This window comes from Jhaorihella thermophila (assembly GCF_900108275.1).
GTDB lineage: Bacteria > Pseudomonadota > Alphaproteobacteria > Rhodobacterales > Rhodobacteraceae > Jhaorihella > Jhaorihella thermophila.
In genome coordinates, this window is record NZ_FNVD01000018.1 from 17,789 (window position 1) to 43,132 (window position 25,344).

A 25,344-nucleotide genomic window follows, 5' to 3' on the forward strand; every position below is an offset into this window, starting at 1 on the left:
CACCTTCTCAGGACGGTGTGGATCGGATGAAGGCCGCGATCAGGTCGGCGAAGTCGTGGTCATGTCCCAGCCAAACATGCCCGCCGGTCGGATAGATGGTCAGGTCTGCGCCCGGGATGCGCTCGGCCAGCAGGCGGGCCGTGGCGGCGGTGCCGAAAAGGTCGTCCTCGCAGGACAGGAGCAGCGTGGGTACGGCGATCCGGTCGAAGGCCGTGGGCGAGGGCGTCCCGGTCCAGAAACCGTCCGTGCGCAGCCCGTCGGACTTTCTGCTGATCGGAAAGATCTGGTCGAGGATCGTCTCCGCCCGGAGCCGCTCCTCCTCCGACACCGTGTCGAGTAGCGCCGGATCGGTGGCCAGAAGCGTCCGCATCATCTGCCCCTGCGCCAGCCGCGATAATGCCCAGAACGCGACATCCGAGCCGAGCACAGCGCCCACGGCCAGCCTTTGAACCGCCGTGAATTCCACCGGATCGTGGTTCGTCAGGTTGGCGGCCGGGACCAACAGTCCGAGATGGGAACAGCGATCGGGTTGGCGCAGCGCGAACTCGGCCGCCGTCAGCGCCCCCGCCGAGCCGCCCAGAACCGGCAGCCGATCGATGCCCAGATGGTCGAGCAGATCGACGAGGGTGTCGGCCTGATGGACTGGGGAAGCGTCATCGGGAAAGGCGCTTCGAAGGTAGCCGAACCGCGAAGGGGCGACGATGCTGAAGCCGCGCTCACGAAGCTTCGCGGCAAAGAGAAGCCCTTGATCGAAGCCCCCGCCCGTGCCGTGGATCATCATCACAGGCGGGCCCTCTCCGGCGACCGCGTATTCCAGCGCGCCCGCCCGGCTTTCGATGACACTCGAATGACCGAACAGGCGGCTCTCGGCCTGGCCGCGCGCCTCCCAGAAGGCGCCAGCGACGTAACCTCCACCGGCCAGCACGAGGCCGCTGAAGCCAAGAAGGACGCCACGCCGCGTTGTCATTCTTCGGACCCATCCGCGCCGGCCATCGCGACAGCCAGATCGGCGAGAGCGGCCTCCAGCGCGGGCACCAGATCGGTGCTGTCGTCCGCAATCCCCACATCCGTGTTGATCTGGAAGGCGACGGTCACGCCATGATCGGCGTAGTGCCTCAGGCTCGACACATAGCCGGGGATCCACCCGCCATGGCCGTAGACCGGTCCGCGCGACGTCTGGGAATAAATCGCGACGCCTGCGCCATAGAGGATATCGGGCGCGTCCGGCGACACCGAAACGCTGTCGAGAAGGCGGTCGAGGTAGGGGACGTCCATCGCGCGTCCGGTGAACAGCGCCTGTCCCCATGCCGACAGATCGGACGAGGTCGAGACCAGCCCGCCGCCAGTCCATTCCATCGCCGGATCCCATAGAAGGGTTCCCTGGGCGTCCATCGTCCGGGGTGGGAGGCCGAAGGGATTGTCCTCGGCCACATAACCGGCGGCGAGGCCATCGAGCATGCGTATGTTGGACGGGCGCGTGTCTGCAAGGCCAAGCGGGTCCAGAAAGCGCTCGGAGACGAGGTCGTAGTAGGACCTTCCGCTCGCCGCCTCGATGACGAGGCCCAGAAGCAGGTAGCCGGTGTCGGTATAGGCCCAACCGGCCCCGGCCTCGAAGAGCGGGTCTGCGTCGAGGATGAAGGCGATCGCTTCCTCGGGCGTGAAGGCCGCAGCCCCGCTGCCCATGCGTCCGGCCATCTCGATCTGGAAACTTTCAAGATGGACGTGGTCGGGCAACCCGGCACCATGGCGCAGAAGATCGCCCACCGTCATGGTCGCATGGTTCGGCAGTCGAGCAAACCAGTCGAAGCCGCCGAGATGGTCCGATACTAGGTCCGCCCGGGACACGACTCCTTCGGATTCGAGCGATAGCACTGTCGCGGCGACGAAGCTCTTGCCGATACTTGCGGCGAGCATCGGTGTGTCGGGCGCCATCGGTCGATTGGCCTCCACATCTGCAAGGCCCGTTGCAGCGGTGACGATTTCGCCATCGGGAAGCGCAATTGCGGCGGTCGCACCGGGAAACCCGTAGCTCTCCTGGAATTTGGACAGCAGATCCTGTAGCTCGGCACTCTCGGCCAAGGCCGCCGTGCCAAGGATGGACCCGGCGGCAAAACCCACGGCAACGCAGGCCGCCCGGACATCGTGGCGCATCATGACCGCGCCTCTCCCGGGATCACCTCGGTCACGGCCCCTGCGCGCGTGAAGATTGTTTCGCGGTTCCACCACACGACCACGGCCGCGACACCGACGAGGATCCAGGTGTCGTAGGGCTGCGCATCGGGCCAGAACGGGTTGATGAGTTGCCAGTGGAACAGCATCGGGATCAGGAGGCTGCCGCGCGATGCGTTGAACATAGGGGTCACGAGGATCGCCAGGACGATGTTGCCGACAAAGAACGGCAGAAAGCTCCACTCGGCAAAGACGACACCGGCCAGGTAGAAGGCCGGCAGGTGCCAGATGCCCCAGACCGTGCCGATTAGCGCGCCGGCCCAGAAGGGCGCCACGTAGCGTTGCAGGAGGGGTTGCGCCACGCCGCGCCATCCGAACTCCTCGATGGGTCCCAGCAGGAGCATCATGAACATCAGCGCCACGACCGGCCCGATCCCCTCCGGCGGCAAAGGCGCCAAGAGCGGCCCGCCCTTGATCAGTGACCCCGCCATGTAGACGAGCGGGATCACGATGAGGATGAAGCCCCACCACGGCGCCGGGAGGCGCCAAAGCAAGAGCCGGGAGAGGAAGGCTGCGACACCCTTGAGGCCGCCGATGTAGAGCACAACGGAAAAAGCGGCTATCGCGGGCGCCCATGTCGCCAGAAAGAAGAACGGGTGCGCCCCACTTATCTCCCCGAAACGTGCTGTCATGGCGTCGGGCCAGAAGATGTAGCTACCGATCACGCCCCAGGTGATCGCGAAGGTGATTACGAGGAAACCGAAGAGAAGGGCGCTTCCGAAGCGCTTCTCCTGCGACGCAAGCAGGACGGCCACTGAACTCACTCCCAAATGTTGATTGTTCAAAGTGATCTTACATGATTCCAGAACACTCTTCCCCTGATCGGGATCAACCTCTGGCGGCCTCGAGATGCCTCTATCGCAGCACCAGCAGTGGAGAACGTCCGATCCCAGACCCATCCCCTCCGCCAACGCGACCGGGATCCAACCTTCAGTGATCACCGCGCGGTTCGTTACCGGAGCGTTAACCATCCCGCTGTAGGGTGCTCGCCACGCATCCAGTGATCGGTGGTCCCATGCAGAGCAGCTTTGGCCAGTTCCTTCGAACTGGAGGAAATGGCGAGTTCGTTCTGTCGCGCGGGGCGCATGGCTGGATCGGGCGACGCGTGGGCCTTTCCGTCAAGTCGGAGTTCCCTGGCTACGAGGCCTTGAGAAATGAATTCGAGGGACGGATCGACCGCGTTGTCGAGGAAAACACCGCGATGATCCTCGGCGTGATTGGGGACACCTTCACGCCCCCGCTAACGGCTGCCGACCTGGCCGACGTGTCTGGCGCGCGGACCGCAACGCTGGCGGAGTGGGAAAGGCGGATGGAGGCGATCCGGGCGGAGTGGCACACCCATCCACAGCGTCTGCGCACTGTCCGTCAGTCGATGGAGGACCGCCTGCTGACCGGCTTTCGGGGTCTCATCAACGAGCTGCGCCAACGTGCACTCGGGATCGAGCAGTATGTCTGGCGGTCCCGGGATGATGCGCGCGTGCGCGACAGCCACGCCGAATACGACGACAGGATCTTTGACTGGGACACGCCGCCCGAGGGTGGCCATCCGGGCCAGGCCTACAATTGCCGCTGTCATGCCGAACCGTTCCTGCCGGATGAACCGGACTACGTTCCTGACACAGGCATAGCTTACACGACCGCGCGCCTCGGCGCGGAAGTCGAAGGGATCGCGGAAGCCGGACGGGATTTCGGCGTCGGATTGCTCGAAGCAATCTCCGAACTGCCAGGCAAGGTCCGGACGGCAGCGCGCTTCGCGTGGCTCGTGGCGCGCGAGGCAGCCGGCAACCTTTCCGAGGAGCAGCGCGCCGAATTGGCGGAATTGCGACAATCGCTCGAGGATCGCGTCGAGGAGATCGCCGCCTTCTGGCGCGACAGCCCCGAGATCGCGGCGGCGTTTCTCGACTATGTTGTAGCCGTGCGGGCACGCCCCGATCTGGCCGACGCGGCCTATCGCGCCGGGCTCGCGACGCGCGCTCAGGTCGAAGCTGCGCATCGCGAACGCGCTTATCTCGAGACCCTGATCCTTCTTAACGTCGCGCCAGGCATCATGGCCGCGCGCCTGCTGCGGCGGAGCAGGCACCGCGGCAAGAGCGACGGGAGGGATGATCTCGCCGACGCCTTGCTGGCCGAAGCAGCGCGCGCCCGACGCCATCCCGCGGACGTGGACTGGGACGCGATCGACAATCCCGGCATCGCGTGGTCCGGTCCGATCCGGTCGCAGGGCGAGCCATGGGAAGACCTGCTGGAGGCTTCCGGAGACTACGGCAGGCGTTCTCCATCGAACTTCCCGACGTTTGACTTCTTCGACCCAGTGTCCCGCGTCGCGACCAGCGCCAAGACGCTCGACACGCAGGCGCCGACCTATCGCGATCGCCCGAGCCGAATTTTCGCGAGGCTGCGCAACTATGTCGACCGGATCGAGCGGTTCGAGGAGGGCAGGAGCGGCGACTTTCGGATACGGCCAGGACAAATCGAAGCGCGCCGACTGGAACTCGCGGTGCCGTTCGGCACGACACCTGAACAGGCAATACAAATTCAACGTGCCATCGACTATGCTTCCGAGTGGGGGATTGAGGTGAACGTGAGGTTCGTGCAATGAGCTTTGAAAAGGCACTGGCCCAATTGAAGGCCCAGAACGCACGCAAGCCGAAGCCGCCCGCGCCGCCACCGCCCAAGGAACGCAAGGAAGCGACCGTCGACGCTTTCCGCCATTTCACGCATGTCTTCTCCCAAGCCGTGTATGGCGCGGCATACGGTGACCCAAAGGGTTACACCGAATATTTGGATCCCTCGCCGACGAATGCCGACCTTGGGCGGGCCCTGCGAGCGGCACTCGCCGCCAGCCGCTTCATCACCCCCGACCATCCCGAGTGGGACGCCGTTGTGCGCCCGCCGACCGCAGACGAGATCAGGGCGCGGGAAAACGACCTGAAACGCCGCGCCGGTGTGAAAACCAATAAGGCTCTCTACAACGGTGTGGGAAGCGTTGCAGTTACCTTACGGGATGGACAGATCGAACTGAGACCTTTGCGCTATCTCGGCCGCGGGGCCTGGGAGGGGATCAGGGGACACGAGCCCATTCGTTTACCGGAGTCCGTCTCGGACACGGAACTCGGCGACGCCGTCACTGCGGCCATCGAGATCAGCAGAAATTCCTAAGCCATTGATAATAATATATATTGATCCGCTGCATTGATTGTCGGAAAGGTGGAGAACGTCCGATCCCGGTCCCGTCCCCTCCGCCACTTGCCCCCGCGAAGGCGTTCTCTCGATCCGGCTGCGGCCGGATTTTTCCGTTGTTTTCGAGGGTTATGCGAGAAGGGCTGAACACCAGCATGGGTGCCAGGAGGCCCGGAAGCCGTCTCTCAGGGCCGATATTCTCCGGACCTCTCGACTGCGCGGATTTGGTGAATTTTCCTCAAGCCACTGATTTAACTAGAAAAATATGTAACGCGACCTGAACACTTCGCTGCGGGTGGCAACCGGCGAGAACCGACCGGGATCGGACGTTCGCCAGCGTCCCGACCGGTGTAGAGCGCGCTGCCAGGGGTGCCGCGCCTCGCGGTGGGTTCAGATCAACATTGTTTTCTCGAACCAACGGCACTCAATTGGCCCATTGCGAAGACAGCGCTTCCGCCTGTTGCAGAACGGTCCTGATCGCAGCGTCCTGCAGGTCTGGAGGATACCCGTACTTACGCAAGATGCGTTTCACCAGAACCCGCATGCGTGCCCTTGCGGACTCGCGATGGGACCAGTCCACAGTCACGTTCGACTTGAGGCTCTCCAGAAGCTCGTGCGCGATCAGCTTGAGTGAATCGTTCCCAAGGACCTCGATCGCGCTCTCATTGGTGGCGAGAGCGTCGTAGAAGGCGATCTCTTCCTCGGTTAGACCTTCTTCCTCGCCCCTCTTCCTGGCCTCTCGAATGTCATGCGCCAGTTCGATCAGCTCCTGGAGCACTTCGACAGTGCTGATCGCGTTCGTGTGGTACCGCGCAACGGCCTGCTCTAGTCGCTCAGAGAACTTCTTGCTCTCGACGACGTTTGACCGTGCACGGGACCTGATCTCATCGTTGAGCAGCTTCTTGAGCGCCTCAAGCGCGAGGTTCTTCTGTTCCATCTGCCGGACTTCCGCCAGAAACTCATCCGAAAGTATCGAGATGTCTGGCGACTTGAGCCCGGCGGCCGAGAGGATATCCACGATTTCTGTCGAAACCACGGACCTGTCGATGATTTGCTGTACGGCAAGGCGCTTGCCGGCCGCCGAGCCACCTGTCCCTTGCGTCGCCTTTACAAGCGCTGCCCGAACGGCTTGGAAGAAACCGACTTCATCGCGAATGGTCTGAGCCTCTTCACTCGCCGCTGCGAGCGCGAACGCCTTTGACAGCGCAAGGACGTCATCCTGGTATCGGCGTAGGGCTTTCTTTCTTGCTTCTTCGTTTGCCTCTTGGGCGGCTGCCGCGTGTTGGCGCTCTAGGATCCAGTTCATTGCTGCCGCGAGAGTCCGAAGGCGATTTGACGGTTCCCAATTCAAAGCTTGGCTGTAGTCGAAGCCATGGAAGTGATCCTGAACGACCTCGTAGCGCTTCAGCATTTCCGCCACCGCCTCGGCCTCGTCGATGCCGGCCTGGCGCCGGTCGCTCTCAGAATACTGGCCCAGTGCGTTCTTCAGGCTTTGCGCGATCCCGATGTAATCCACGACGAGACCGGCGGGCTTGTCGCGGAAGACGCGGTTCACCCGAGCGATGGCCTGCATCAACCCATGCCCCTGCATCGGCTTGTCGATGTACATGGTGTGCATCGACGGGGCGTCGAAACCCGTCAACCACATGTCGCGAACGATCACGAGTTTCAGCGGATCGTCCGGATCCTTGGCGCGCTTGGCGATCAGATCCCTGCGCGCCTTGTTGCCGATGTGTGGCTGCCAATCCGCCGGGTCTGATGCCGACCCAGTCATCACGATCTTGATGACGCCGGCATTGTCATCGTCGGAATGCCACTCCGGACGAAGCGCCACGATCTCGTTGTAAAGCGCGACGCAGATTCGCCGGCTCATGCAGACGATCATGCCCTTGCCATCAAGCGCGGCGAGCCGCCGTTCGAAATGCTCGACGATATCCGCCGCGACCATCTTCAGGCGTTTCTCGGCGCCAACCAGCGCCTCCACGTTCGACCACTTCTGCTTCAGCTTTTCCTGTTCGGTCAGGGCCTCGTCTTCTGTCAGTGCTTCGATCTCGGCATCGATCCGGGGCTTTGCCTCTTCGGGCAGCTCGATGCGGGCCAAGCGGCTTTCGTAGTAGATGGGTACCGTCGCGCCATCCTCGACTGCGCGGGTGATGTCGTAGATGTCGATGTAGTCGCCAAAGACGGCCGGCGTATTCACGTCGTCCTTTTCGATCGGCGTTCCGGTGAAGCCGATAAAAGACGCGTTGGGCAGCGCATCCCGGAGGAGTTTCGCGAAACCGTAGGTACGTTTGCCTGTCTTGGGGTCGATCTTTGCCCGGAATCCGTAATGGCTCCGGTGGGCCTCGTCAGCAATCACGACCACATTGCGCCGGTCGGTCATCTTCCCTTCAGACAGCTTCTGCAGGGTCGTGAAGATGATCCCGCCGGAGACGCGGTTCAGGACCTGTTGCAGATGCTCGCGGCTTTCCGCCTGCTCGGGCGTCTGGCGGATCAGGTCGCGGCACATGGAAAAGGTCTGGAACAGCTGATCGTCGAGATCGTTGCGGTCAGTTAGCACGACAATGGTCGGGTTCTCCATCTGCGAGTGCCGCACCAGCTGGCCCGCGAAGAACGCCATGAGCAGGCTCTTTCCCGAGCCTTGTGTATGCCAGATCACCCCGGCCTTGCGGTCGCCGTCGACAGCGCTGGCGCGCAGCGTGCTTTGGACCGCCTTCTTGACCGCGTGAAATTGGTGGTAGCCTGCGATGATCTTGACGATGCCCGAGCCGGTGTCGCCGAACACCGTGAAGTCGCGGATGAGCTCCAGGAAGCGCCCCTTCTCGAATACGCCCTCGATCAGCACGTCCATCTCGGGATTGCCCTTCGGCGCCACCTCGCGCCCGTCGGTGGTGCGCCAGGGCATGAAGCGCTCCTCGTTGGCGGTGAGCGACCCTACGCGCGCCAAGGTGCCGTCGGACGTCACCAGCACCGCGTTGGTCCGAAAGAGCGAGGGAATCTCGGCCTTGTAGGTCTGAAGCTGATTGTAGGCAGTGGTGAGCGTTGCCGTCTCCGCGCCCGGGTTCTTGAGCTCGATCACCGCGAGCGGCAGACCATTCACAAAAACGACCACGTCGGGCCGGCGGTTGCGGCCGCTCTCGATCACGACCATCTGATCGACGACCAGCCAGTCGTTGGCGTCCGGGTCGTCGAAATCGATCAGGCGCACCTTGTCGCCACGAATGGCGCCGTCCTCGGCGTGAAACTCGACATCCACGCCTTCGACGATCAGCCGGTGAAGCCTGCGGTTTTCCTCGACCAGCGAGGCGCTTTCCGACCCCAGAACCTGCTTGATGGCCTCCTCGCGCGCCTCTGGCGGAATGTGGGGGTTCAGGCGTTCAACCGCCGCTTCCAGCCGCCCGCGCAGGATGATGTCATCATAGGCCGACCGCTCGGGCGCGGTGCCGTCCGGGCCAATGACGGCGTCGGGCGCGTTCGCATACCCAAGCTCGCCGAACGTGGCGATCAGGGCCTTTTCGATATCATCTTCTGTGAGAAAGCTGCCGACCAAACCTAGTTCCCTTTACCCAAAACAAACTTCGCCTTCTCCCGTCTCAGCATTTCGTAAGGCGTGATCCATTCCACCTTTAATCCAATGCACGCGTTCGGAATCTTGATTTTCTTGGCCGAGTCCGCGGGAACCTCGTGCGTCACGACCGTGCAGCGGTGTGCCAGTGCGTGTGAGACAAGCCAATAATCCGCGACCTGGAGAAAGGTCGCGACCGCAGCCGGATCATAGCCTTGGCCACTTGCCCAAGTGCTGACCGTCCCCAATGCTGGCAAGACCGCATCATCAGCAGGCCGAAAAAAAGCACGTCCCAAGGCCTGAACCCAATTCGACAAATCGTCTTCACCCGACGCGATTTCGTCTGCGACCTTCTCAATACTCGCCACCTTTCCCGCCGTGTTCTGAACCCCCAGCCACTCCCAAAATGCGGGACAGAAATCGAACCCGTAGTGGAGGTTCTTGGCTTGAATGAAAACGTTGGCGTCGAGGAGATATGTCGTCACATCATCACCCCGACTTCACGGCCAAGATTGTTGAATGTCTCGGTCTTCTTAACGCCAAGCATCCGGAACGCATCACGGTAAAGGGTTTGCCCCTCGAGAGTACTGACTACGAGAGCTTTCGTGAATCGATGGCTTACTCGAGAGAGGGTAGTTCGGTAGAAATTTCCACCGCCGCTTGCGCCTTGCGAGATCTCGCGAATGTGATCGAGTTCATCTTGCCATGCCGCATCGAACTGAGGGCGTGTCAGGTGACCAGCGTCAAGGAGACGGCGCAGAACGACCAGCGTACTCACTTTGAATTGGCGTGCCAGACGTCGAAGTGTGTCGGCCAAAGGCTCGTTCTGCTGCAGTTCTGCCCGCACGGCATCAAGTGGCACAAGCAATTCCGCGGCCACCTTGTTGCACCACACTTCTTCGCGTCTGAATCCCCCGGCGGGTTGGGCGCTGGCATTCGAAAGCGCAGAGGTTCCAAGCCAGATATGCGCGAGTTCATGCGCGAGGGTAAACATCTGGGCGGCCTTCGAATCTGTGCCATTGATGAACACCAACGGAGCCCTGCGATCGACCAATGCGAACCCGCGGAATTCCTCGACGTCGAGCCGGCGGTTCGTATTGCTGAACACGATGCCGCTGACCATAACCAGAATGCCGGCATCGTCAGCCCGACGGATGAACAGGCGAAGCGCGTCTGTCCATGTTGCGCAATCGCACCGTTCCTCGATGCTGAAGCCCAGCGCCTGACGGATACGCGCGGCCACCACTTCCGGCGAAGTATCCAAAGTTGCGCTGCCGACGAAGCGCAACTCGGGTTCCTGGTATAGCCGGGCGAAATCGGCATACCAGCTTTGCCGTTCCTGGCAGGCGTAGATCATCTCAAGCAGGTTGGGGCTCGGCCGTGCAAGCGTGCGACCGGCAAACGTTCGGAAGTCGGGAATGGGCGACCGCTCCTCGGGCGGCTCGGGAAGAAACAGGTAGCCCACAGGCACATGCACCGCATTAGCGAAGGCATCGAGCTGCTTGAGCGTCGGTTGCCCCTCGCCCTGGAGCCACTCTTCCAGCTTCTTGAACCGGGCGCTCAGGTCATCAGGCGACACCCGGGCGCGCTCAATCGCCCAGCGCAGCATCTCCGGTTTGACCGGTGCACGCGTCATGCCACCTCTTCCTCCCGTTGGCCTGCCTCGCGGCAGGCATTCAGCGCCAGCTTGTAGGCCTCGCGATCTACCCCGAACAGAAGCTGCGAGGGTGTCACCACCAGTTCCACATCATCTCCGCCGGGCAGAGAGACCGTCACCGTCAGGCTTCCGTCTTCATCGGAGCTTGCCACAAGGGCGCAGTTTTCGTCTATCAGCGCGTTGCTCTTGGCGAAACGGTCGTACGGTTCGAGCGTCAGCACAGGGTCCGGCTCGCGCTCCAGATAGGCCTCGTGCAGAAAGGTGACGATGGCATCAGCCGCCAGGACCGATGCGCGCCTATGGTGAGCGGACAGCTTGGCGATGAAACCGTCCTTTCCGTGCGAGACCGTTCCCCCTTCATTGCGCAATATCCGCAAGGCGTCGGCCAGTTTGTTGTGTTCGCGTATGAGATTGGCAAAGGCGCGGTGCCTGACTTCACCGAGTTCAAGGGTGCGGACCGCTAATCCGAGCAACTCGCCTAGCGGGACATCAGAACGGGTCGGCTTGAGCGGGGCGACCGGGTCGTCGAGTTCCTCAATGAGGAGGCGGCAAGCACATTCCACCAGCCCCTTTGCCGCGTCGATGCAAGCGTCGCTGTCACGCTGAAACTCGGATTCGAGCGTCTGGAAAGTCTGCTGCAGCATCGGAGCATGCGACCAGTGCGCGCAGAAGGCGCGGATGCCGGGAAACCAATCTGCCGTCATCTCCTCTCTCCTGCGAGATCAGCGAGCGCCGCCTTCAGCACCTGGAAACAGACCTTTGCCGTGTGCTCGTCCGGGGCAAAGCCTGAAAGTAGTTGTTGATACGGGTGAATGTAATTTCGGAAGTCGCGCAAACCGTGGCCAAATCTCTGTACGTCAGGGCTGAGCAGACCAACCTCGCAGGCCGCATCAATGAAGGCCGCGAGTGTCCAGTCCTGGAAGGGGCGGACCTTCCCGGTCTTGTCCTTCGGCGCACAGGTGGCTCGGTTGAAACCGGCCGGATCGGCTTGCGCGGCGCCGAGGAGCGCCCCTTCAAGGACGCTGCCACACAGGAAAATCACCGAAAGATGCGCGCCGGCCTTCAGGGCATTTCTTGCTTCAGCGATCCGGGCCTCAAGGATTTGTGCGACGCCCGCATCGACCGGAAGCCTATTGATGTTCGGGATCTGGAACTCGCGGTCGAGAAATCCCGCCTCGGCGTCGGAAGCAGGGGCTGCCTTCTTGCCGGTCAACCGTTCGACGATCTTCCGGCAGCGATCGAGCAAGGCGGTATTCGGAGCCTCGCCCTTCAGTTCCTTGCTGGCTACGTAGGCCTCGAGCAGCTCCTCCAGAACCTTGCCCACCAGCGCGTCGGGCTCCCGCTCCCAAAAGGCGCGCAGCTTCTTGGCCTTGGATGTCCCAAAGGTCTGATACTTGCGCGAGTGGATATCGACGCCGTGGCGGCGGAAGAACTCGGCAAAGGTGGCATCGTTGTAATCGAGGACATAGCCGCCACCCATGCCCAGCAGGCTTTCCAGATACCTCTTGTCGATATCGGAAAGGCTGCTCACACCTCGCCCTCCACGATCTTCTCGGCCTCGGCCACGCGAATCTCGCCGGACATGAGCCTGGGCAGCAGGAGGTCGCGGGTCTGGGCGAGGGTTTCGTTTTCGGTCTTGTTGAATTCAATGCGCGCCCGCAGCGGTGAAACAGCTTTTGCGAACGCATCGATCACTTCGTCCGGGGGTATGACGACGGGAGTATCCGAGACTTCGGCAGGCCTGACTGCCGGATACGCCCCGCCGTGACCATCCGCCAAGTTGGCGAGCCTGCGGATGTTCTCGGGATCGGTTGCGGCGATGTAGACGAAATCTCGGAACTCCGGCCTTTTAGGTGTCAGGACTGCAAAGCCAGTGCTGACTGTGAGGCCATCCCTCGAAATGTAGGCGAAAGAACCGTTGCCGGGTCGCGTCGTTCCGATGATGGTATCGCCTGCGCGGGCAATCCTGCGCGCTCGGCTGGGCGCCTTTTCCCATGGAAGCTTCGCGGTCGATTCAATGGTGCCCCACTTGGTTTTGGACAGATCGACATATTCTACCTCGTCCGGGTGGCTCCTGGCGGTCCAACTCGCGGCGTTGGTGTCGGCCACATCCCCCAGCGTGCCCATCTCCCACCCCTCGGGAATGCCCTGGTCGTCGAGGCTGGCGGGGAAGAGGGGCCAGAGGTCGGGGGCGAGGTAGGGCTCGCGGCCTTGCATCTTCGCGCGGGTGGGGCCGAAATCGACGAACCAGTCGCGAAAGATCGCCCGCGCCATGGCCTCCAGCGTCGCGCCCGTCCGCCGGTTCAGCTCGATCTTGTCGTCGAGGGCGGAGAGCACGCCGGCAATGGCGCGTTGTTTTTGGATCGAGAACGCAGGGATCCGAAAGTTCTCGATCATCCCCTTTGTCAGTGCTGGCCTTGTCGCACCTGCGGATGCAAGTGCCAGCATCTCGGCCTGCATCGTGGGAGAAACCAAGTAGTATCGGAGAAACCGAGCGTCGACGTTCTGACCATCAGGTCGAATGATCGCGACATGCTGGTTTACCCGCGCTGGAAGGACGTCATCCGTGACTTGGCAGGCGCGGGCCACGCTGTCACCAGTGATGTTCAAGAGAACATCGCCGGTTTGGACTTCAACATTACTCAAGGCATTTGCTTGATTTTCCGAGATATAGGCCAGTCCGGTGCGCTCGAACCCGTGGTTGTAAACATTCTGGCTTCGGATAAGTGCAAATGGTCCGATCTCCAAATAGGAATCCTTGCCGCCGCGCGGGGTCGCTCCGCTGCCAATCTTGGAGCAGAAATCGCCGAGGCGAAGCGTTTCACCCATCAACCACCACCCCCGCCAGTCGCTCGCGGATGACGCCGGTCAGCCGGTCGGCCTCGGCGAACTGCTTTTCCAGCTCGGCCTGCAATGCGGCGAAGCGCTCGGGGAAGGGCGTGTCGTCCTCCTCGGCGGCCTCGACGCCGACATAGCGGCCCGGGGTCAGGACGTGGCCATGCGCCCGCACCTCCTCGATGCTGGCCGATTTGCAGAAGCCGGGCACGTCCTCGTAACCCTCGCCCTCGCGCCAGCGGTGGTAGGCGCCGGCGATCTTCTCGATGTCCTCGTCCGAGAACTCGCGCCGCGTGCGGTCCACCATGTGGCCCAGCTTGCGGGCGTCGATGAACAGGATCTCGCCCCGCCGGTCGCGCAGTTTCCTGTCCCGCGCGATGCCGTTCGACTTGTCGCGCGCCAGGAACCACAGGCAGACGGGGATCTGGGTTGAATAGAAGAGCTGCCCCGGCAGGGCGATCATGCAGTCGATCACCTCGCCTTCGATCATCGCCTTGCGGATCTCGCCCTCGCCCGATTGCGTGGACGACATCGAGCCGTTGGCCAGCACCACGCCCGCCGTGCCGGTGGGGGAGAGGTGGTAGAGGATATGCTGAAGCCAGGCGAAGTTCGCGTTTCCCTTGGGCGGCACGCCATACTTCCAGCGCGGATCCTCGCGCAGGCGCTCGCCGCCCCAGTCGGAGACGTTGAAGGGCGGGTTGGCGAGGATGAAGTCTGCCTTGAGGCTGGGGAACGCGTCCTTGTGGAAGGAGCCCTCAGCGTTCCATTGGATGTCGGCGTCGATCCCGCGCACGGCAAGGTTCATCCGGCAGAGCCGCCAGGTGGTGTGGTTGCTTTCCTGGCCGTAGATGGCGATGTCGCCGATGCGGCCGCCGTGCGCCTCGACGAAGCTTTCGGACTGCACGAACATGCCGCCCGAGCCGCAGCAGGGGTCATAGACGCGGCCCTTCCAGGGCTGGAGCATCTCGACCATCGTTTTCACGACCGAGCGGGGGGTGTAGAATTCGCCGCCCCGCTTGCCTTCGCTGCCGGCGAATTCCTTGAGGAAGTATTCGTAGACGCGGCCGAAGAGGTCGCGCTCTTGCCCCTGCTCAGAGCGGGTGGAGATGTTGGCGATGAGGTCGATCAGCTCGCCCAGCATGATCGCCGAGAGCGCGGGGCGGGCATAATCCTTGGGCAGCACCCCCTTGAGCGAGGGGTTGTCCTTTTCGATCGCCAGCATGGCGTCGTCAATGATCTTGCCGATGGTGGGCTGTTTCGCGCTGGCCTGCAGGTGGGACCAGCGCGCCTCCTTCGGCACCCAGAAGATGTTGTCGGCGAGGTATTCGTCGCGGTCCTCGGCGCCCTCGGGGTATTCGGCCATCAGCTCGGCGTGCTTGGCCTCGAAGCTGTCGGAGATGTGCTTGAGGAAGATCAGGCCGAGGACGACGTGCTTGTAGTCCGACGGCTCCATGTTGCCGCGCAGCTTGTCGGCGGCCTTGAACAGCTCTGCCTCGATGCCCAGGGGGGCGTTGTTGTTCGTTGCCATCACTCCTCGCCTTCCAGTCGGGACGGGGCGACCTTGTTGCCGGTCAGCCTTTCGTATTCTTCGACGGACAGGACCACCACGACCGGGCGCCCGTGTTTCTCGACCACCACCGGCTCGGCGCGGGCGAGGTCGATCAGACGGCCGAAGTTGTACTTGGCGTCGCGGGCGGAAAGTGCGGTCATGGGTGGTCCTCCCATGACGAGAAGTGGCCGAAATGGCCATTGGAATCAATCGGAAATTGAAAGCAGCCGCGCTGGCGGACGTCCAGGAGAGCGGGCAAGCAGGATGGTGTTTATGGATGGGCGCGTGCGAAGCTGTTTGCAAAAGGCCTGCTATTCGACCTTGTGAAAAGATGGTTGCTGCGCCTCCCACTCCGCCGGAAACCCCTTCAACAACCGCCCCAGCGTCACCTCCTGCCCCTGCCGCCCGTCCAGGATCGTTTCGATGATGTCCGGCGCGAGCAGCGTCAGCCGCAGGACGCGGGTCATGTAGGACGGCGCAATCCCCTCACGCTCGGCAAGCTCGTTGATGGTGGCGAACTCCCCTGATTCCAGCATGCGTTTCCAGCGGAAGGCGCGTGCGAGCGCCTTGACGAGAGTGCTGTCGGTCTTGCGTTGAACCGGCGCGACGTCGGGCAGCTGCACCTCCTTGCGCCCACCTCGTTTGACCACTCGGAACGGGACGTGCAGGGTGATGGTGTCGGGCGTGGCTCTGGTCATGCGGCTTTCTCCCTGTCGCCTGCCAGCATGTCCCGAGCCAGACCGCGCAACCCATCGACCCGCAGCCGGATGTCGAGCCCCTCTGTGCCGATGTCGATCCGTTCGACCAAGAGCGCCACGATGCGGGCCTGCTCGGCGGGGAAGAGTTCGTCCCAAAGCGGGTCGAGCTGCTGCAGGGCGGTGCGGGCGTCTGCTTCGGTGACGTCGCCCTGCTGCGCCTTCGCCGCCTTCCACGTGCCCGCCACGATCTCGGGCTGGCGGAACACGGCGCGCAGCTGGTCGATGACGGCGGCCTCGATCTCGCCAGCGGGCACGCGGCCGACCGGGCAGGATCCGGCGCCGTGCTTCAGCACTGTCTGGCTGACGTAGTAGCGGTAGAGCCTGTCGCCCTTGCGGGTGTGCGTCGGCGAGAATGCCGCGCCATCCGGGCCGAACAGCAGCCCCTTCAGCAGCGCAGGTGTCTCGGCGCGGGTCCGCATCGCCCGCTTGCGGGGGCTCTCCTGCAGGATGGCGTGGACACGGTCCCATGTCTCGCGGTCGATGATGGCGTCGTGCTCGCCGGGATAGCTCTCGCCCTTGTGGACCGCCTCGCCGATATAGGCGCGGTTGTTCAGCATCCGGTACAGGTACTTCTTGTCGATCCGGTTGCCGCGGGGCGTGCGCAGGCCGCGTTTCGCGACCTCGCGCGCAAGTTCCGTGCCCGAGCCAATCTCGAGGAAGCGGGCGAAGATCCAGCGCACATGTTCCGCGCGCTCTTCGTCGATGACGAGCTTGCGGTTCTCGACGCGGTATCCGTAGGGCGGCACGCCGCCCATCCACATCCCCTTCTTCCGACTGGCGGCGACCTTGTCGCGGATGCGTTCGGCCGTCACCTCGCGCTCGAACTGGGCGAAGGACAGCAGGATGTTCAGCGTCAGCCGTCCCATTGAGGTGGTGGTGTTGAAGGACTGCGTCACAGAGACGAAGGTCACGTCATTGTGGTCGAACACTTCGACCAGCTTGGCGAAGTCGGCGAGCGACCGACTGAGGCGGTCGATCTTGTAGACGACGACCACATCGACGAGCCCGTCTTCGATATCAGCAATCAGCCGCTGCAGGCCGGGACGCTCCAACGTGCCGCCCGAGATGCCGCCGTCGTCATACTGATCGCGGACCAGCACCCAGCCCTCGGAGCGCTGGCTGGCGATGAACGCCTCGCAGGCCTCACGCTGAGCATCGAGCGAGTTGAACTCCTGTTCCAGCCCTTCCTCGGAGGACTTGCGGGTGTAGACCGCGCAGCGGCGCTTGATCTTCACGTCGCTCATGCACGCCTCCGGCTCTTCAATCCGAAGAAAACCCAGCCGTTCCAGCGCGTGCCGGTGATGGCGCGGGCTATGGCCGAGAGCGACGTGTAGGGCCGCCCCTGCCACTCAAACCCATCCGTCGTGACGGTGACGACATGCTCGACGCCCTGCCATTCGCGGATCAGGCGGGTCCCGGCGATGGGCTTGAGGTCCGCCCGGATGCGGGATTTCTTGCGGTCGCCGCCGTCCAGTTCTTCTCCGAGCCGTTCAAGCCGCCGGATCGTCTCGGTCTTCAACCCGCCATAGGCGAGTTCCTGGATGCGGTAGGCGAGCCGGCTTTCGAGGTAACGCCGGTTGAAGGGCGGCGGATCGCTGTCGAACAATTCTCGCCACTGGGCCTTCAGCTCCGGCGTCTTCATGGTCTTCAGCGCGGCCAGGCGCGCGGGGATGGGATCGTGTGTATTCATGCGGTCCTCCGGTTGGTTGGACCTGCACTACCGCTCTGGTCGAGCGAGTTGTGTAGCGGAAATTCTCCCTTCTCCGCAGTGAGTTGCCCGTTCTCCCGCATCCGCAGCCTGACCAGGCCGGCAGCCAGCAGACGGCACAGTTCCGCGCGGCGCTCGGCCGGGCTCAGCATGTCGGGCGGCAGGGGGTTGGGGCGACGGAGGGAACCGGGATCGAACATCATGATCCATGGGTGCCGCAACGCGCGGCTGCGTGCGACCTCGGAACCGGTCAACCCACGCGCGAGGGGAAAGGGTGAACCCCTCCACCCTTGCACCGTCGGAATGGGTTGAGGGGGCCACGCGTTCGCATTATGTTCACGCCATCCCGCAAGAATCACGAGGCCGCCGATGTCGCTGCAATCGCTCGACCGTACCCAATGGAGTTTTGCAGAGGCGCTGGCCCATGTGCAAAGCGTGACGGTAGCGCGGCGCGCCGCCGAGGCGGCCAAGGCGCCGCCAAAGCCGGTCCCGGCGCACAACCATTGGAACCCGCCGCAGGATCCCACCATTGCCTGGAAGGCCGAGGCGGAGAACGAGCTGCTCGTCGCTTTGCGCGATGGCGACCTCATCGCCCAGGGTCGCTACACGGAGGAGCGCCCGAACGGCTGGGGCTACGGGGGCAGCAGCGGGTTCGGTCTGCATTCGGGCTATCACAGCAGCATCCGGCCCGAGCAGTGGCGGGAGGGCAGATACAGCCTCGGGCGCCTGACGGCGCGGGACTGGGAGTTCATCGACATCCGCATGCCGCGCTTCCTGATGAAGGCGATCTGGCCGGATTACGCGCCCGAAGTCCAACCTGCGGCCGGCACGGACACGGCGCCCTATACGACGCCCTATCTCGAACTGATGCGGGCGGCGATCGCGCATTTCGGGATCACGGCCGAGAACCAGGGCAAGAAGGACTGCCTCGTGGACTGGTTCCTCGAGCAGGAGATCGAGGGCGAGCCGGTCTCGAACAAGCTCGCCGACGCCATGGCCACGCTGATCCGGTTGCCCTCGGCGCAGCGCGGCGGGGCGAAGCGGGTGCTCGGCCCCGATCTGCGGCGCGCCTGACGCGACCGGTGCGGGCGCATGCAATCGCGTTGTCGAAGCCAACGCGATCGTGGCACGGGCCTGTCCGGTGATGGGCAATATTTCGTTTCGTGAGAGCGGGGGCGACGATCCCGTGGGTCCCAGATGCGTCAGCCGCGGATGTGGGCCGTTCCAGGGGAGGGGTGAACCGTTCACCCCTTGCGCGCGGCAAAGGGGTCGCCCCACTTGTCGCGCCCGGCCGCCAGGCGCACTGTTGGAGCCACAAACAACCCCTTGGGGTCACCCCGTGATCTGACATGATTTCAATGTCTTGGCGGAAGGGGTCACCCCTTTTCACCGCGATGGTCAGCGGCCGGGTGGACCGGTTTCGACGTCGCGAAGGCGGGCCGAAGGGTAGCAGAACCGGGGGCAACAACGCCCTTCCTTCGGTTCCGCAGCCCCCGTGTCCACCCGTCTCTGCCACCTCCTGCAGCACACCGCCATCGGCCTCGCGCCGGCCGAAGTGCATGCGGCCGTCCCGCGGAGACAGCGATGAGCGGGCGGGACTGGCGAGCCTTCGATGCCGAGCTGCGCGCGCGGGTGCCGGAACTCGCGGTTGAACTCCTGGGCAAGCCGACCTTCCGCGCGGGCCAGGAATGGCGCTGGGGGCGCAAGGGAAGCCTCGCGGTCATCGTTTCCGGCGCGCGGGCGGGGATGTGGTTCGACCACGAGGAAGGCCGGGGCGGCTGGTTCACCGACCTTGTCGGTCGCGATCTGGGCATGACGCGCGAGGATGCCACCGACTGGATTGGCGATCGCGTCGGCATGGGCGCGCGGCACTCCGTATTGGCAAAATTCAAGGTTGGCAGAGCATACGTTGAAACGAAGCCGGCCAATCCTGACCAGCCTGATATTCGTCAGGGCGAGAGCGGCACGACGAAGGAACACGACCGCTCCGCAGATCCGGCATCGTCACGCGCTGAAGACGCCGCAGCGCGGGCCACCCGGATCTGGGACAGCGCCCGTCCCGCCCCAAAGGATCATCCCTATCTGGCCGCCAAGCGGGCCGCGCCACTCGCCCTGCGCATGGACGGACGTGGCCGTCTCGTCGTGCCGCTGCAGGATGTCGACGGGTGGATTCACAGCCTGGAGTTCATCGCGCCGGACGGGGGCAAGCGCTACCTGTCCGGCGGCGCGAAGAAGGGGCACTTCGCGGTGGTCGGTGCAGAGCCCGACCCGCTCGCGGAGCCTGGCGGTCCGCTCCTGATCTGCGAGGGCTGGGCCACCGGGGCGACCCTGCACATCGCCACAGGCCATACCGTGATCGCGGCGATGGACGCGGGCAACCTGATGCCGGTGGCCGAAGCCCTGAGGGTCCGCTTCCCCGAGGCCGATCTCGTTCTCGTCGCCGACAATGACGCGAAGCCCGACCGCGACACCAATCCCGGTGTCGAGGCCGCGCGCAAGGTGGCGCTTGCGGTCGGTGGCCGCCTCGCCGTGCCGAACCGACCCGGCGACGCCAACGACCTCTTCTGCGCCGAGGGATCGGACGCTGTCGCCGGACTGGTGGCCGGCGCGGCCCGGATCCCGCCACCGCAGCCGACCTGGCCCGCGCCGGTGCTGACGCCTGACGAGGCGCGCGCCGCTCTCGCGGACGCCATCGCCGGTTTCATGGCCGCAATCCCGGACTACTGGGCTGCCGTAGAGGCCGCACAGGAGGAGGCGAAGAACCCCGACACGGCCCGCGACCCGCTGGATTTCAACATCGTGGCAAGGGCCGCCCTGCCGCCGCTCCTCGGTCTTCCGGTCGATGTCGGTCTTGGCAAGACATCGCGCGCACGCGCCGCGATCGCGGAACTGGTCACTTCCGGCGGTCTCGGCCGCCGCAAGGTCGTCTATGCCGTTCCACGCCACGATCTCGGCGCCGAGCAGGTTGCCGCCTTCGAGGCATTGGGGCTCACCGCCATGCTCTGGAAGGGCCGCACCGCGCCCGATCCGACCGACGACAATCCCGACCGGCTCATGTGCCTCGACCCCGACGCAACCTTCGATGCGCTCGAGATCGAGCACCCGGTCGAACAGAGCTGCTGCAAGGTGAAGAACGGCGCGGAGCTGCTGCTCTGCCCCTTCTTCCACGACTGCGGCTACCAGCGCCAGAAGCCGCTGGCGCAGAGCGCGCAGGTCATCGTCTGCGCCCATGACAGCCTCTTCCACATGAAGCCGAAGGCCATCGGCGAGGTCGGGCTTCTGGTCATCGACGAGGCGTTCTGGCAGTCGGGCCTGCGCGGTCTCGACGGCAAGGCGACGCTGACGCAGGACGGGCTGGAGCCCGGCCGCACCTCGCTTGTCTGCTACGGGGCGAAAGGAAAGATGGATGTCGGCGCAACAGCCGACCTGATCGCCGCCCGCGAGCGGCTGTGCAAGGCGCTGCGGGTCACGGAGCCCGGTCCGCTGCGCCTCGGCCTCCTCGAAGCCGTGGGTCTCACCCCGGAGGATTGCCGCCACGCCGCGACGCTGGAACGCCGCCGGATGCGCGACGCGGGCCTGCGCCCCGGCATGTCCCCGACGGCGCGGCGCAAGCGCATCGAGGCGGTGCTGCCGCCAGCGGGCGAGCCATGGGCGCCGCCCGGGCGCTGCGCCACGCTCTGGCTGATCCTCGCCGAGGCGCTGGAGAACGGTCACGATGCCGCCGGCGCCGAGCTCGTCCACGAGATGACCGAGGCGGGGTCCGTCCGCGCCCTTCGCCTGCGCTGGCGCGGGCGCATGCGGACCGGCTGGGCCGCCCAGGCGCCGATCCTGCATCTCGACGCCACGCTGCGCCCGGAACTTGTCCGGACTTACCTGCCAGGGATCGACATCGGCACGCCCGTCGCCGCGCGCCAACCCCATGTCCGCGTCCGCCAGGTCACCGGCAGCCCGACCTCGGCCCGCGCCCTGACACCGGCCGCCGACGCGCCCGCGCGGGACCGCAAGGCCGCGGCCACTCGTCTGCGCGACCTCCGCGCCTGGATCGACCTCCGGGCCCGGCAGTGCCACCGCCCCGGCCAGTTGGTCGATCTCCTGGTGGTAGGGCAGAAGGCGGCGATCGATGCGCTCAGGTCGGCCGGGCTGCCGCCGCGGGTCGAGGCGGTTCATTTCAACGCGCTGAGCGGGCTCGATCGCTGGGGCGGGATCGGCGGCATGATCATTCTCGGTCGCACGTTGCCGGCGCCGCGCACGGTAGAGCTGATCGCCATGGCGCTGACCGGCCGCGTACCGGAGCCGAACCCGAAGGACGCGGGCTGGTGGTATCCCATGGCCGTGCGCCGTGTCCGGCTTGCCGGAGACCGGAGCGCCCCGCTCGCCATGGAAGAACACGCAGATTCCATCGCCGAGGCGGTGCGCTGGACCATCTGCGAGGGCGAGCTGATCCAGGCCATGGGCCGTGGGCGCGGGGTCAACCGCAGCGCCGCCACTCCGCTCGAGATCGACCTGCTCACGGATGTGGCCCTGCCGGTCACCGTCGATGCGCTGGTGCCTTGGGCCGACCTGCGCCCGACCCGGCGCAACCTGATGGCGCTCACCGGCATCGTGCTGGAGAACGCCGCCGACATGGCCGCCTGTTTTCCGGAGTTCTGGCCGACCCGCGAGGCCGCTAAGAAGGATCGGAAGAGGAAGGGGACAAATGACTATTATAGAGACCTCTATAATAGCAGAATGTCCCCCTCCTCGGTGGAGGTGACCTACCGGCCGCAAGGCGCCGGCCATCGCGCTCGGTCTGCCTGCGTCGATCTCTCCCGCATCCCCGATCCGGAAGCCTGGCTCGTGAGCCGCCTCGGGCCGCTCGCCAGCTTTGAGATTCGGCGGGACCACGCGGTCGGCGCAGTCGCTGCCTGCCGCGGCGACGCAGCGCGCCTCGACACCCTCTCATCCCGCCTGACCGCCAGCATGCAGGCCGTGCTCGCCACGCACCGGGCAGCGCTCGACGCACTCTCCGCCCGGCTGGAGGCCGCGAAGCCCGCCGTCCTGCGGCAGCCCCAGCATCCCCAACCTAAAGAGGAGACGACCCCATGAGTTACGACAGGATCCGCCTTTACGACGCCGGCCGCTTCCACGACACGGAGCTGCCCGACTGGTATCACAAGGCCGAACGGCTCAGCGAGACCGAACGCGTGGATTTCCACCGGGCCTTCGACCGCGTCCTCGATTGCGAGCACACGCTCCTGACCGAAGAAGGCCTGCTGGGCGGCGCGCTCGAGATCCGGTTCTGGCCGAGCGAGATCCACGGCATTTTCGTGCTGGTCGAAACACCGCTGTCCATTGTCGAGCAGATCGTCATCCTGAACCCGGCCGATTGGCTGCCCTTCCTCTCCCGTTACCTGGCGCCATTGATCACCGTCGCCAATCAGAGCTCCCTTATCGCGCACCACAACAGGATCGGCAACGCCTTCATCGCCTGGGCACGCCATGGCGAAGGCAGCCATGTCGACAGGGAGACGGGCCTCAGCCGTATCGACCTCGACAACGACCGCACCCGGCGAATGGCGCAACAGGCCCGCGCGGCCATGGAACGAGAACGGCGTGAGGGGCGGGCATGAGACGGATGCGTTTCACTCCGCCGGGCCAAGGCGGCCGGCGCCGTGACCCTGAACAGGTCAAGCGGGAGGGATGGCTTGAGCAGGGCATTTTCGCCGTCGATGTCGACGACCCCCGTCTGACCTGGCCCGAGCGTGAATTGGTGGAACAGCTGGGCACCAGGCTCTACGGGCCGCGCCCGGAGGAAGAGGTGCGCCATGGCTGAAAGGAAGATCTGGACCGCGAACGACGTTGCCGATCATTTCGAGGAGGCGTTTCGCACGTTGCGAAAGCTGCCGCCCGTGAAAGCGCGGGGATATTTCAACGCCTGGCCCGACGTCGTGCGGTCGGCGCGTGAGATCGCGGCGATGGAACCGCAACCGATGCGGGTCTGGCCGTCTGCTTCGGCGATCACCCGCCTTGAGATGACCTTCGACTGGGTGCTCTGGATCGAGGAGGACGAGCGCAAGCTGGTCTGGTCCCGCGCCGCCCGTGTGCCGTGGAAGCAGATCAGCGGCGAGCTGGGCTGCGATCGTACCACCGCGTGGCGGCGCTGGCAGATCGCGCTCACCAAGATCGCCTCACGACTGAATGCGTGAGTGAATCCAATGTGTTGCAACACTTTTGTGTTCGACACATGCAACAAATCCGTGCTATCCGTAGGGCATGATGGGGAGAGTGCGTTGGAAGACGGCTCTCCCCGTTTTCATTGGCGGATACCCATCGGGTCCCCGGAATCCACCGAAGGGTCCAGATGGGGTCCAATCCACTAACCCTTTGAATTCTTGGTTCCTTCTGGGCCGGATACGTATGCTGGCGGGCTTGGCGCGCAATATCGCCAGCGACAGGGCCGGTTTTTTGGGAAGCCACCCGGAATCCGGATCCACCCAAACCCCGCGTAAACCCCAATAAACACTGGCCTTTCGGCCGGATACCCCCGGATGCCGCTGGACCCCGCGAGGAGTCCAGCGCGGCATCCGGAATCCGCCGCGCTGGGATCCACCACATTCACGGAACACTGCCCATGACGCTGAGCTTCGCCCCGGAGCGGATCGAGACCTGGCCGCTGGCCAAGCTCCAACCCTACGCGAAGAACGCGAAGGTGCACGGGGCCGACCAGGTCGCGAAGATCGCCGCCAGCATGGCCGAGTTCGGCTGGACCGTGCCCTGCCTCGTGGGCGAGGACGGCGAACTGATTGCGGGCCACGGACGCGTGCTTGCGGCGACGCAGCTCGGGCTGACCGAGGCGCCGGTGATCGTGCTCGGGCACCTGACCGAGGCGCAGCGGCGGGCCTATCGCATCGCGGACAACCGGCTGACTGAATCCCCATGGGACGAGGCGCTGCTGTCGGCCGAGCTGCAGGACCTGCTGGCCGAGGACTTCGACCTGTCGCTCGTGGGGTTTTCCGACGGCGAGCTCGACAAGCTCCTGGCCTTCGATCCTGACGGGGACGGTGAAGAAGAAGGCGGCGCCGGGGGCTCCGTGCCGCCGGTGACCATCCCCGAACCGCCGCGCAACCCGGCATCGCGCACGGGCGATCTGTGGATCCTCGGCGATCACCGGCTGCTCTGCGGGGACAGCACAAACGACGACGATGTGCGCCGCCTGATGAACGGCGAGCGCGCGGTGTTGTTCGCCACCGACCCGCCGTATCTCGTGGACTACGACGGCTCCAACCATCCAACCCGCAACAAGGACTGGAGCCAATCCTACGGCGTCACCTGGGACGACAGCTCGCAGGGCGCGGACCTCTACGACGGTTTCATCGCCGCGGCGGTGGCCGAGGCGATCACCGAGGACGCCGCCTGGTATTGCTGGCACGCCTCCCGGCGCCAGGCGATGCTGGAGGCCTGCTGGGAGAAGGCCGGCGCCTTCGTCCACCAGCAGATCATCTGGGTGAAGGATCGGGGAGTCCTGACCCGGTCGCATTACCTGTGGAAACATGAACCCTGCTTCATGGGCTGGCGCCGCCCGAACCGGCCTCCGAAAGTGGCCGAGGAAACGCTCCCGTCCACTTGGGAGATGCCGTCCTTCGCGAAGGACGAGCGCCCGGACCATCCGACGCCGAAACCGCTCGACGCCTTCGGGATCCCGATGCGTCAGCATGTGGCGCGGGGCGGCCTCTGCTACGAGCCATTCTCGGGCTCCGGCTCGCAGATCATGGCGGGCGAAGCCAACGGTCGCCGCGTCTTCGCGATGGAGATCAGCCCAGCCTATGTCGACGTCGCCGTCGAGCGCTGGCAGGCGGAGACTGGCAAGGACGCGATCCTCGATGG

Annotated in this window: 22 protein-coding genes; 8 read left to right on the forward strand and 14 right to left on the reverse strand. The window is 64.6% G+C overall.

Features of this window, described 5'->3' with window-relative positions; translation table 11 throughout:
- Positions 1–7: 7 nt before the first annotated feature.
- Genes C4S70_RS15470 through C4S70_RS15480 form a run of 3 tightly spaced genes read right to left on the reverse strand, consistent with a single transcriptional unit; the run spans position 8 to position 2,984 of the window.
- The gene (locus C4S70_RS15470) at positions 8–967 is read right to left on the reverse strand and encodes an alpha/beta fold hydrolase (RefSeq protein ID WP_104009016.1); all 960 of its coding nucleotides are present in this window, start codon (positions 965–967) and stop codon (positions 8–10) included.
- On the reverse strand, positions 964–2,154 hold the full coding sequence (locus C4S70_RS15475; RefSeq protein ID WP_235003850.1) for a serine hydrolase domain-containing protein: 1,191 nt from the start codon (positions 2,152–2,154) through the stop codon (positions 964–966). Before C4S70_RS15475 ends, C4S70_RS15470 begins: the two co-directional genes overlap by 4 nt.
- On the reverse strand, positions 2,151–2,984 hold the full coding sequence (locus C4S70_RS15480; RefSeq protein ID WP_235003851.1) for a CPBP family intramembrane glutamic endopeptidase: 834 nt from the start codon (positions 2,982–2,984) through the stop codon (positions 2,151–2,153). Before C4S70_RS15480 ends, C4S70_RS15475 begins: the two co-directional genes overlap by 4 nt.
- Positions 2,985–3,244: 260 nt before the next feature.
- On the opposite strand from C4S70_RS15480, the gene C4S70_RS15485 reads away from it, so the two are divergent.
- Positions 3,245–4,828 (forward strand): endonuclease toxin domain-containing protein, encoded by a 1,584-nt coding sequence (locus C4S70_RS15485; protein ID WP_104009017.1) that lies wholly within the window; start codon positions 3,245–3,247, stop codon positions 4,826–4,828.
- Complete coding sequence (locus tag C4S70_RS15490; RefSeq protein ID WP_104009018.1) at positions 4,825–5,388, forward strand: contact-dependent growth inhibition system immunity protein; 564 nt, start codon at positions 4,825–4,827, stop codon at positions 5,386–5,388. The genes C4S70_RS15485 and C4S70_RS15490 overlap by 4 nt, the downstream gene beginning before the upstream one ends.
- Positions 5,389–5,833: 445 nt before the next feature.
- Here the strand turns inward: C4S70_RS15490 and C4S70_RS15495 are convergent, their stop codons facing one another.
- The 11 genes from C4S70_RS15495 to C4S70_RS15545 form a co-directional block, all read right to left on the reverse strand.
- The gene (locus C4S70_RS15495) at positions 5,834–8,959 is read right to left on the reverse strand and encodes a type I restriction endonuclease subunit R (RefSeq protein WP_104009019.1); all 3,126 of its coding nucleotides are present in this window, start codon (positions 8,957–8,959) and stop codon (positions 5,834–5,836) included.
- Between the two features lie 2 nt (positions 8,960–8,961).
- The gene (locus tag C4S70_RS15500) at positions 8,962–9,459 is read right to left on the reverse strand and encodes a DUF4411 family protein (RefSeq protein ID WP_104009020.1); all 498 of its coding nucleotides are present in this window, start codon (positions 9,457–9,459) and stop codon (positions 8,962–8,964) included.
- Positions 9,456–10,610, reverse strand: coding sequence for an ImmA/IrrE family metallo-endopeptidase (locus C4S70_RS15505; RefSeq protein WP_104009021.1), 1,155 nt, complete (start codon positions 10,608–10,610; stop codon positions 9,456–9,458). The genes C4S70_RS15500 and C4S70_RS15505 overlap by 4 nt, the downstream gene beginning before the upstream one ends.
- Positions 10,607–11,335 carry an abortive infection family protein gene (locus tag C4S70_RS15510; RefSeq protein ID WP_104009022.1) on the reverse strand — a complete coding sequence of 243 codons (729 nt, stop codon included), beginning with the start codon at positions 11,333–11,335 and terminating at the stop codon, positions 10,607–10,609. Before C4S70_RS15510 ends, C4S70_RS15505 begins: the two co-directional genes overlap by 4 nt.
- Positions 11,332–12,162 carry a hypothetical protein gene (locus C4S70_RS15515; RefSeq protein WP_104009023.1) on the reverse strand — a complete coding sequence of 277 codons (831 nt, stop codon included), beginning with the start codon at positions 12,160–12,162 and terminating at the stop codon, positions 11,332–11,334. Before C4S70_RS15515 ends, C4S70_RS15510 begins: the two co-directional genes overlap by 4 nt.
- Positions 12,159–13,460 (reverse strand): restriction endonuclease subunit S, encoded by a 1,302-nt coding sequence (locus C4S70_RS15520; RefSeq protein ID WP_104009024.1) that lies wholly within the window; start codon positions 13,458–13,460, stop codon positions 12,159–12,161. The genes C4S70_RS15515 and C4S70_RS15520 overlap by 4 nt, the downstream gene beginning before the upstream one ends.
- The gene (locus C4S70_RS15525; protein ID WP_104009025.1) at positions 13,453–14,994 is read right to left on the reverse strand and encodes a class I SAM-dependent DNA methyltransferase; all 1,542 of its coding nucleotides are present in this window, start codon (positions 14,992–14,994) and stop codon (positions 13,453–13,455) included. The genes C4S70_RS15520 and C4S70_RS15525 overlap by 8 nt, the downstream gene beginning before the upstream one ends.
- Entirely contained in the window at positions 14,994–15,176 is a 183-nt protein-coding gene (locus C4S70_RS15530) for a type II toxin-antitoxin system Phd/YefM family antitoxin (protein WP_072746518.1), read from the reverse strand. The genes C4S70_RS15525 and C4S70_RS15530 overlap by 1 nt, the downstream gene beginning before the upstream one ends.
- Before the next feature lie 150 nt (positions 15,177–15,326).
- Positions 15,327–15,713, reverse strand: coding sequence for a hypothetical protein (locus C4S70_RS15535; protein WP_104009026.1), 387 nt, complete (start codon positions 15,711–15,713; stop codon positions 15,327–15,329).
- Positions 15,710–17,017, reverse strand: coding sequence for a recombinase family protein (locus C4S70_RS15540; protein WP_104009027.1), 1,308 nt, complete (start codon positions 17,015–17,017; stop codon positions 15,710–15,712). Before C4S70_RS15540 ends, C4S70_RS15535 begins: the two co-directional genes overlap by 4 nt.
- Positions 17,014–17,463 carry a DUF2924 domain-containing protein gene (locus C4S70_RS15545; RefSeq protein ID WP_104009028.1) on the reverse strand — a complete coding sequence of 150 codons (450 nt, stop codon included), beginning with the start codon at positions 17,461–17,463 and terminating at the stop codon, positions 17,014–17,016. Before C4S70_RS15545 ends, C4S70_RS15540 begins: the two co-directional genes overlap by 4 nt.
- Before the next feature lie 387 nt (positions 17,464–17,850).
- On the opposite strand from C4S70_RS15545, the gene C4S70_RS15555 reads away from it, so the two are divergent.
- From C4S70_RS15555 to C4S70_RS15580, 6 genes are all read left to right on the forward strand, one after another.
- The gene (locus C4S70_RS15555; protein WP_104009030.1) at positions 17,851–18,555 is read left to right on the forward strand and encodes a hypothetical protein; all 705 of its coding nucleotides are present in this window, start codon (positions 17,851–17,853) and stop codon (positions 18,553–18,555) included.
- 510 nt (positions 18,556–19,065) lie between these two features.
- Positions 19,066–22,566 (forward strand): toprim domain-containing protein, encoded by a 3,501-nt coding sequence (locus C4S70_RS15560; protein ID WP_104009031.1) that lies wholly within the window; start codon positions 19,066–19,068, stop codon positions 22,564–22,566.
- Positions 22,563–23,090, forward strand: coding sequence for a hypothetical protein (locus C4S70_RS15565; RefSeq protein WP_104009032.1), 528 nt, complete (start codon positions 22,563–22,565; stop codon positions 23,088–23,090). Before C4S70_RS15560 ends, C4S70_RS15565 begins: the two co-directional genes overlap by 4 nt.
- Positions 23,087–23,293, forward strand: a complete 207-nt coding sequence (locus tag C4S70_RS15570) for a hypothetical protein (protein ID WP_380218937.1) — start codon at positions 23,087–23,089, stop codon at positions 23,291–23,293. The genes C4S70_RS15565 and C4S70_RS15570 overlap by 4 nt, the downstream gene beginning before the upstream one ends.
- The gene (locus tag C4S70_RS15575; RefSeq protein WP_104009034.1) at positions 23,286–23,666 is read left to right on the forward strand and encodes a DUF6362 family protein; all 381 of its coding nucleotides are present in this window, start codon (positions 23,286–23,288) and stop codon (positions 23,664–23,666) included. The genes C4S70_RS15570 and C4S70_RS15575 overlap by 8 nt, the downstream gene beginning before the upstream one ends.
- Positions 23,667–24,091: 425 nt before the next feature.
- A partial coding sequence (locus tag C4S70_RS15580) for a site-specific DNA-methyltransferase (protein ID WP_104009035.1) occupies positions 24,092–25,344 on the forward strand: 1,253 nt, incomplete at its 3' end.

Excerpts from the sequence above, each read along its gene's own strand:
- C4S70_RS15530 (WP_072746518.1), bottom strand. The coding sequence starts at position 15,176 with ATGACCGCACTTTCCGCCCGCGACGCCAAGTACAACTTCGGCCGTCTG.
- C4S70_RS15525 (WP_104009025.1), bottom strand. The coding sequence starts at position 14,994 with ATGGCAACGAACAACAACGCCCCCCTGGGCATCGAGGCAGAGCTGTTC.
- C4S70_RS15535 (WP_104009026.1), bottom strand. The coding sequence starts at position 15,713 with ATGACCAGAGCCACGCCCGACACCATCACCCTGCACGTCCCGTTCCGA.
- C4S70_RS15575 (WP_104009034.1), top strand. The coding sequence starts at position 23,286 with ATGGCTGAAAGGAAGATCTGGACCGCGAACGACGTTGCCGATCATTTC.
- C4S70_RS15560 (WP_104009031.1), top strand. The coding sequence starts at position 19,066 with ATGAGCGGGCGGGACTGGCGAGCCTTCGATGCCGAGCTGCGCGCGCGG.
- C4S70_RS15565 (WP_104009032.1), top strand. The coding sequence starts at position 22,563 with ATGAGTTACGACAGGATCCGCCTTTACGACGCCGGCCGCTTCCACGAC.
- C4S70_RS15570 (WP_380218937.1), top strand. The coding sequence starts at position 23,087 with ATGAGACGGATGCGTTTCACTCCGCCGGGCCAAGGCGGCCGGCGCCGT.
- C4S70_RS15470 (WP_104009016.1), bottom strand. The coding sequence starts at position 967 with ATGACAACGCGGCGTGGCGTCCTTCTTGGCTTCAGCGGCCTCGTGCTG.
- C4S70_RS15545 (WP_104009028.1), bottom strand. The coding sequence starts at position 17,463 with ATGAATACACACGATCCCATCCCCGCGCGCCTGGCCGCGCTGAAGACC.
- C4S70_RS15510 (WP_104009022.1), bottom strand. The coding sequence starts at position 11,335 with ATGACGGCAGATTGGTTTCCCGGCATCCGCGCCTTCTGCGCGCACTGG.
- C4S70_RS15485 (WP_104009017.1), top strand. The coding sequence starts at position 3,245 with ATGCAGAGCAGCTTTGGCCAGTTCCTTCGAACTGGAGGAAATGGCGAG.
- C4S70_RS15555 (WP_104009030.1), top strand. The coding sequence starts at position 17,851 with ATGTCGCTGCAATCGCTCGACCGTACCCAATGGAGTTTTGCAGAGGCG.
- C4S70_RS15505 (WP_104009021.1), bottom strand. The coding sequence starts at position 10,610 with ATGACGCGTGCACCGGTCAAACCGGAGATGCTGCGCTGGGCGATTGAG.
- C4S70_RS15520 (WP_104009024.1), bottom strand. The coding sequence starts at position 13,460 with ATGGGTGAAACGCTTCGCCTCGGCGATTTCTGCTCCAAGATTGGCAGC.
- C4S70_RS15475 (WP_235003850.1), bottom strand. The coding sequence starts at position 2,154 with ATGATGCGCCACGATGTCCGGGCGGCCTGCGTTGCCGTGGGTTTTGCC.
- C4S70_RS15540 (WP_104009027.1), bottom strand. The coding sequence starts at position 17,017 with ATGAGCGACGTGAAGATCAAGCGCCGCTGCGCGGTCTACACCCGCAAG.
- C4S70_RS15490 (WP_104009018.1), top strand. The coding sequence starts at position 4,825 with ATGAGCTTTGAAAAGGCACTGGCCCAATTGAAGGCCCAGAACGCACGC.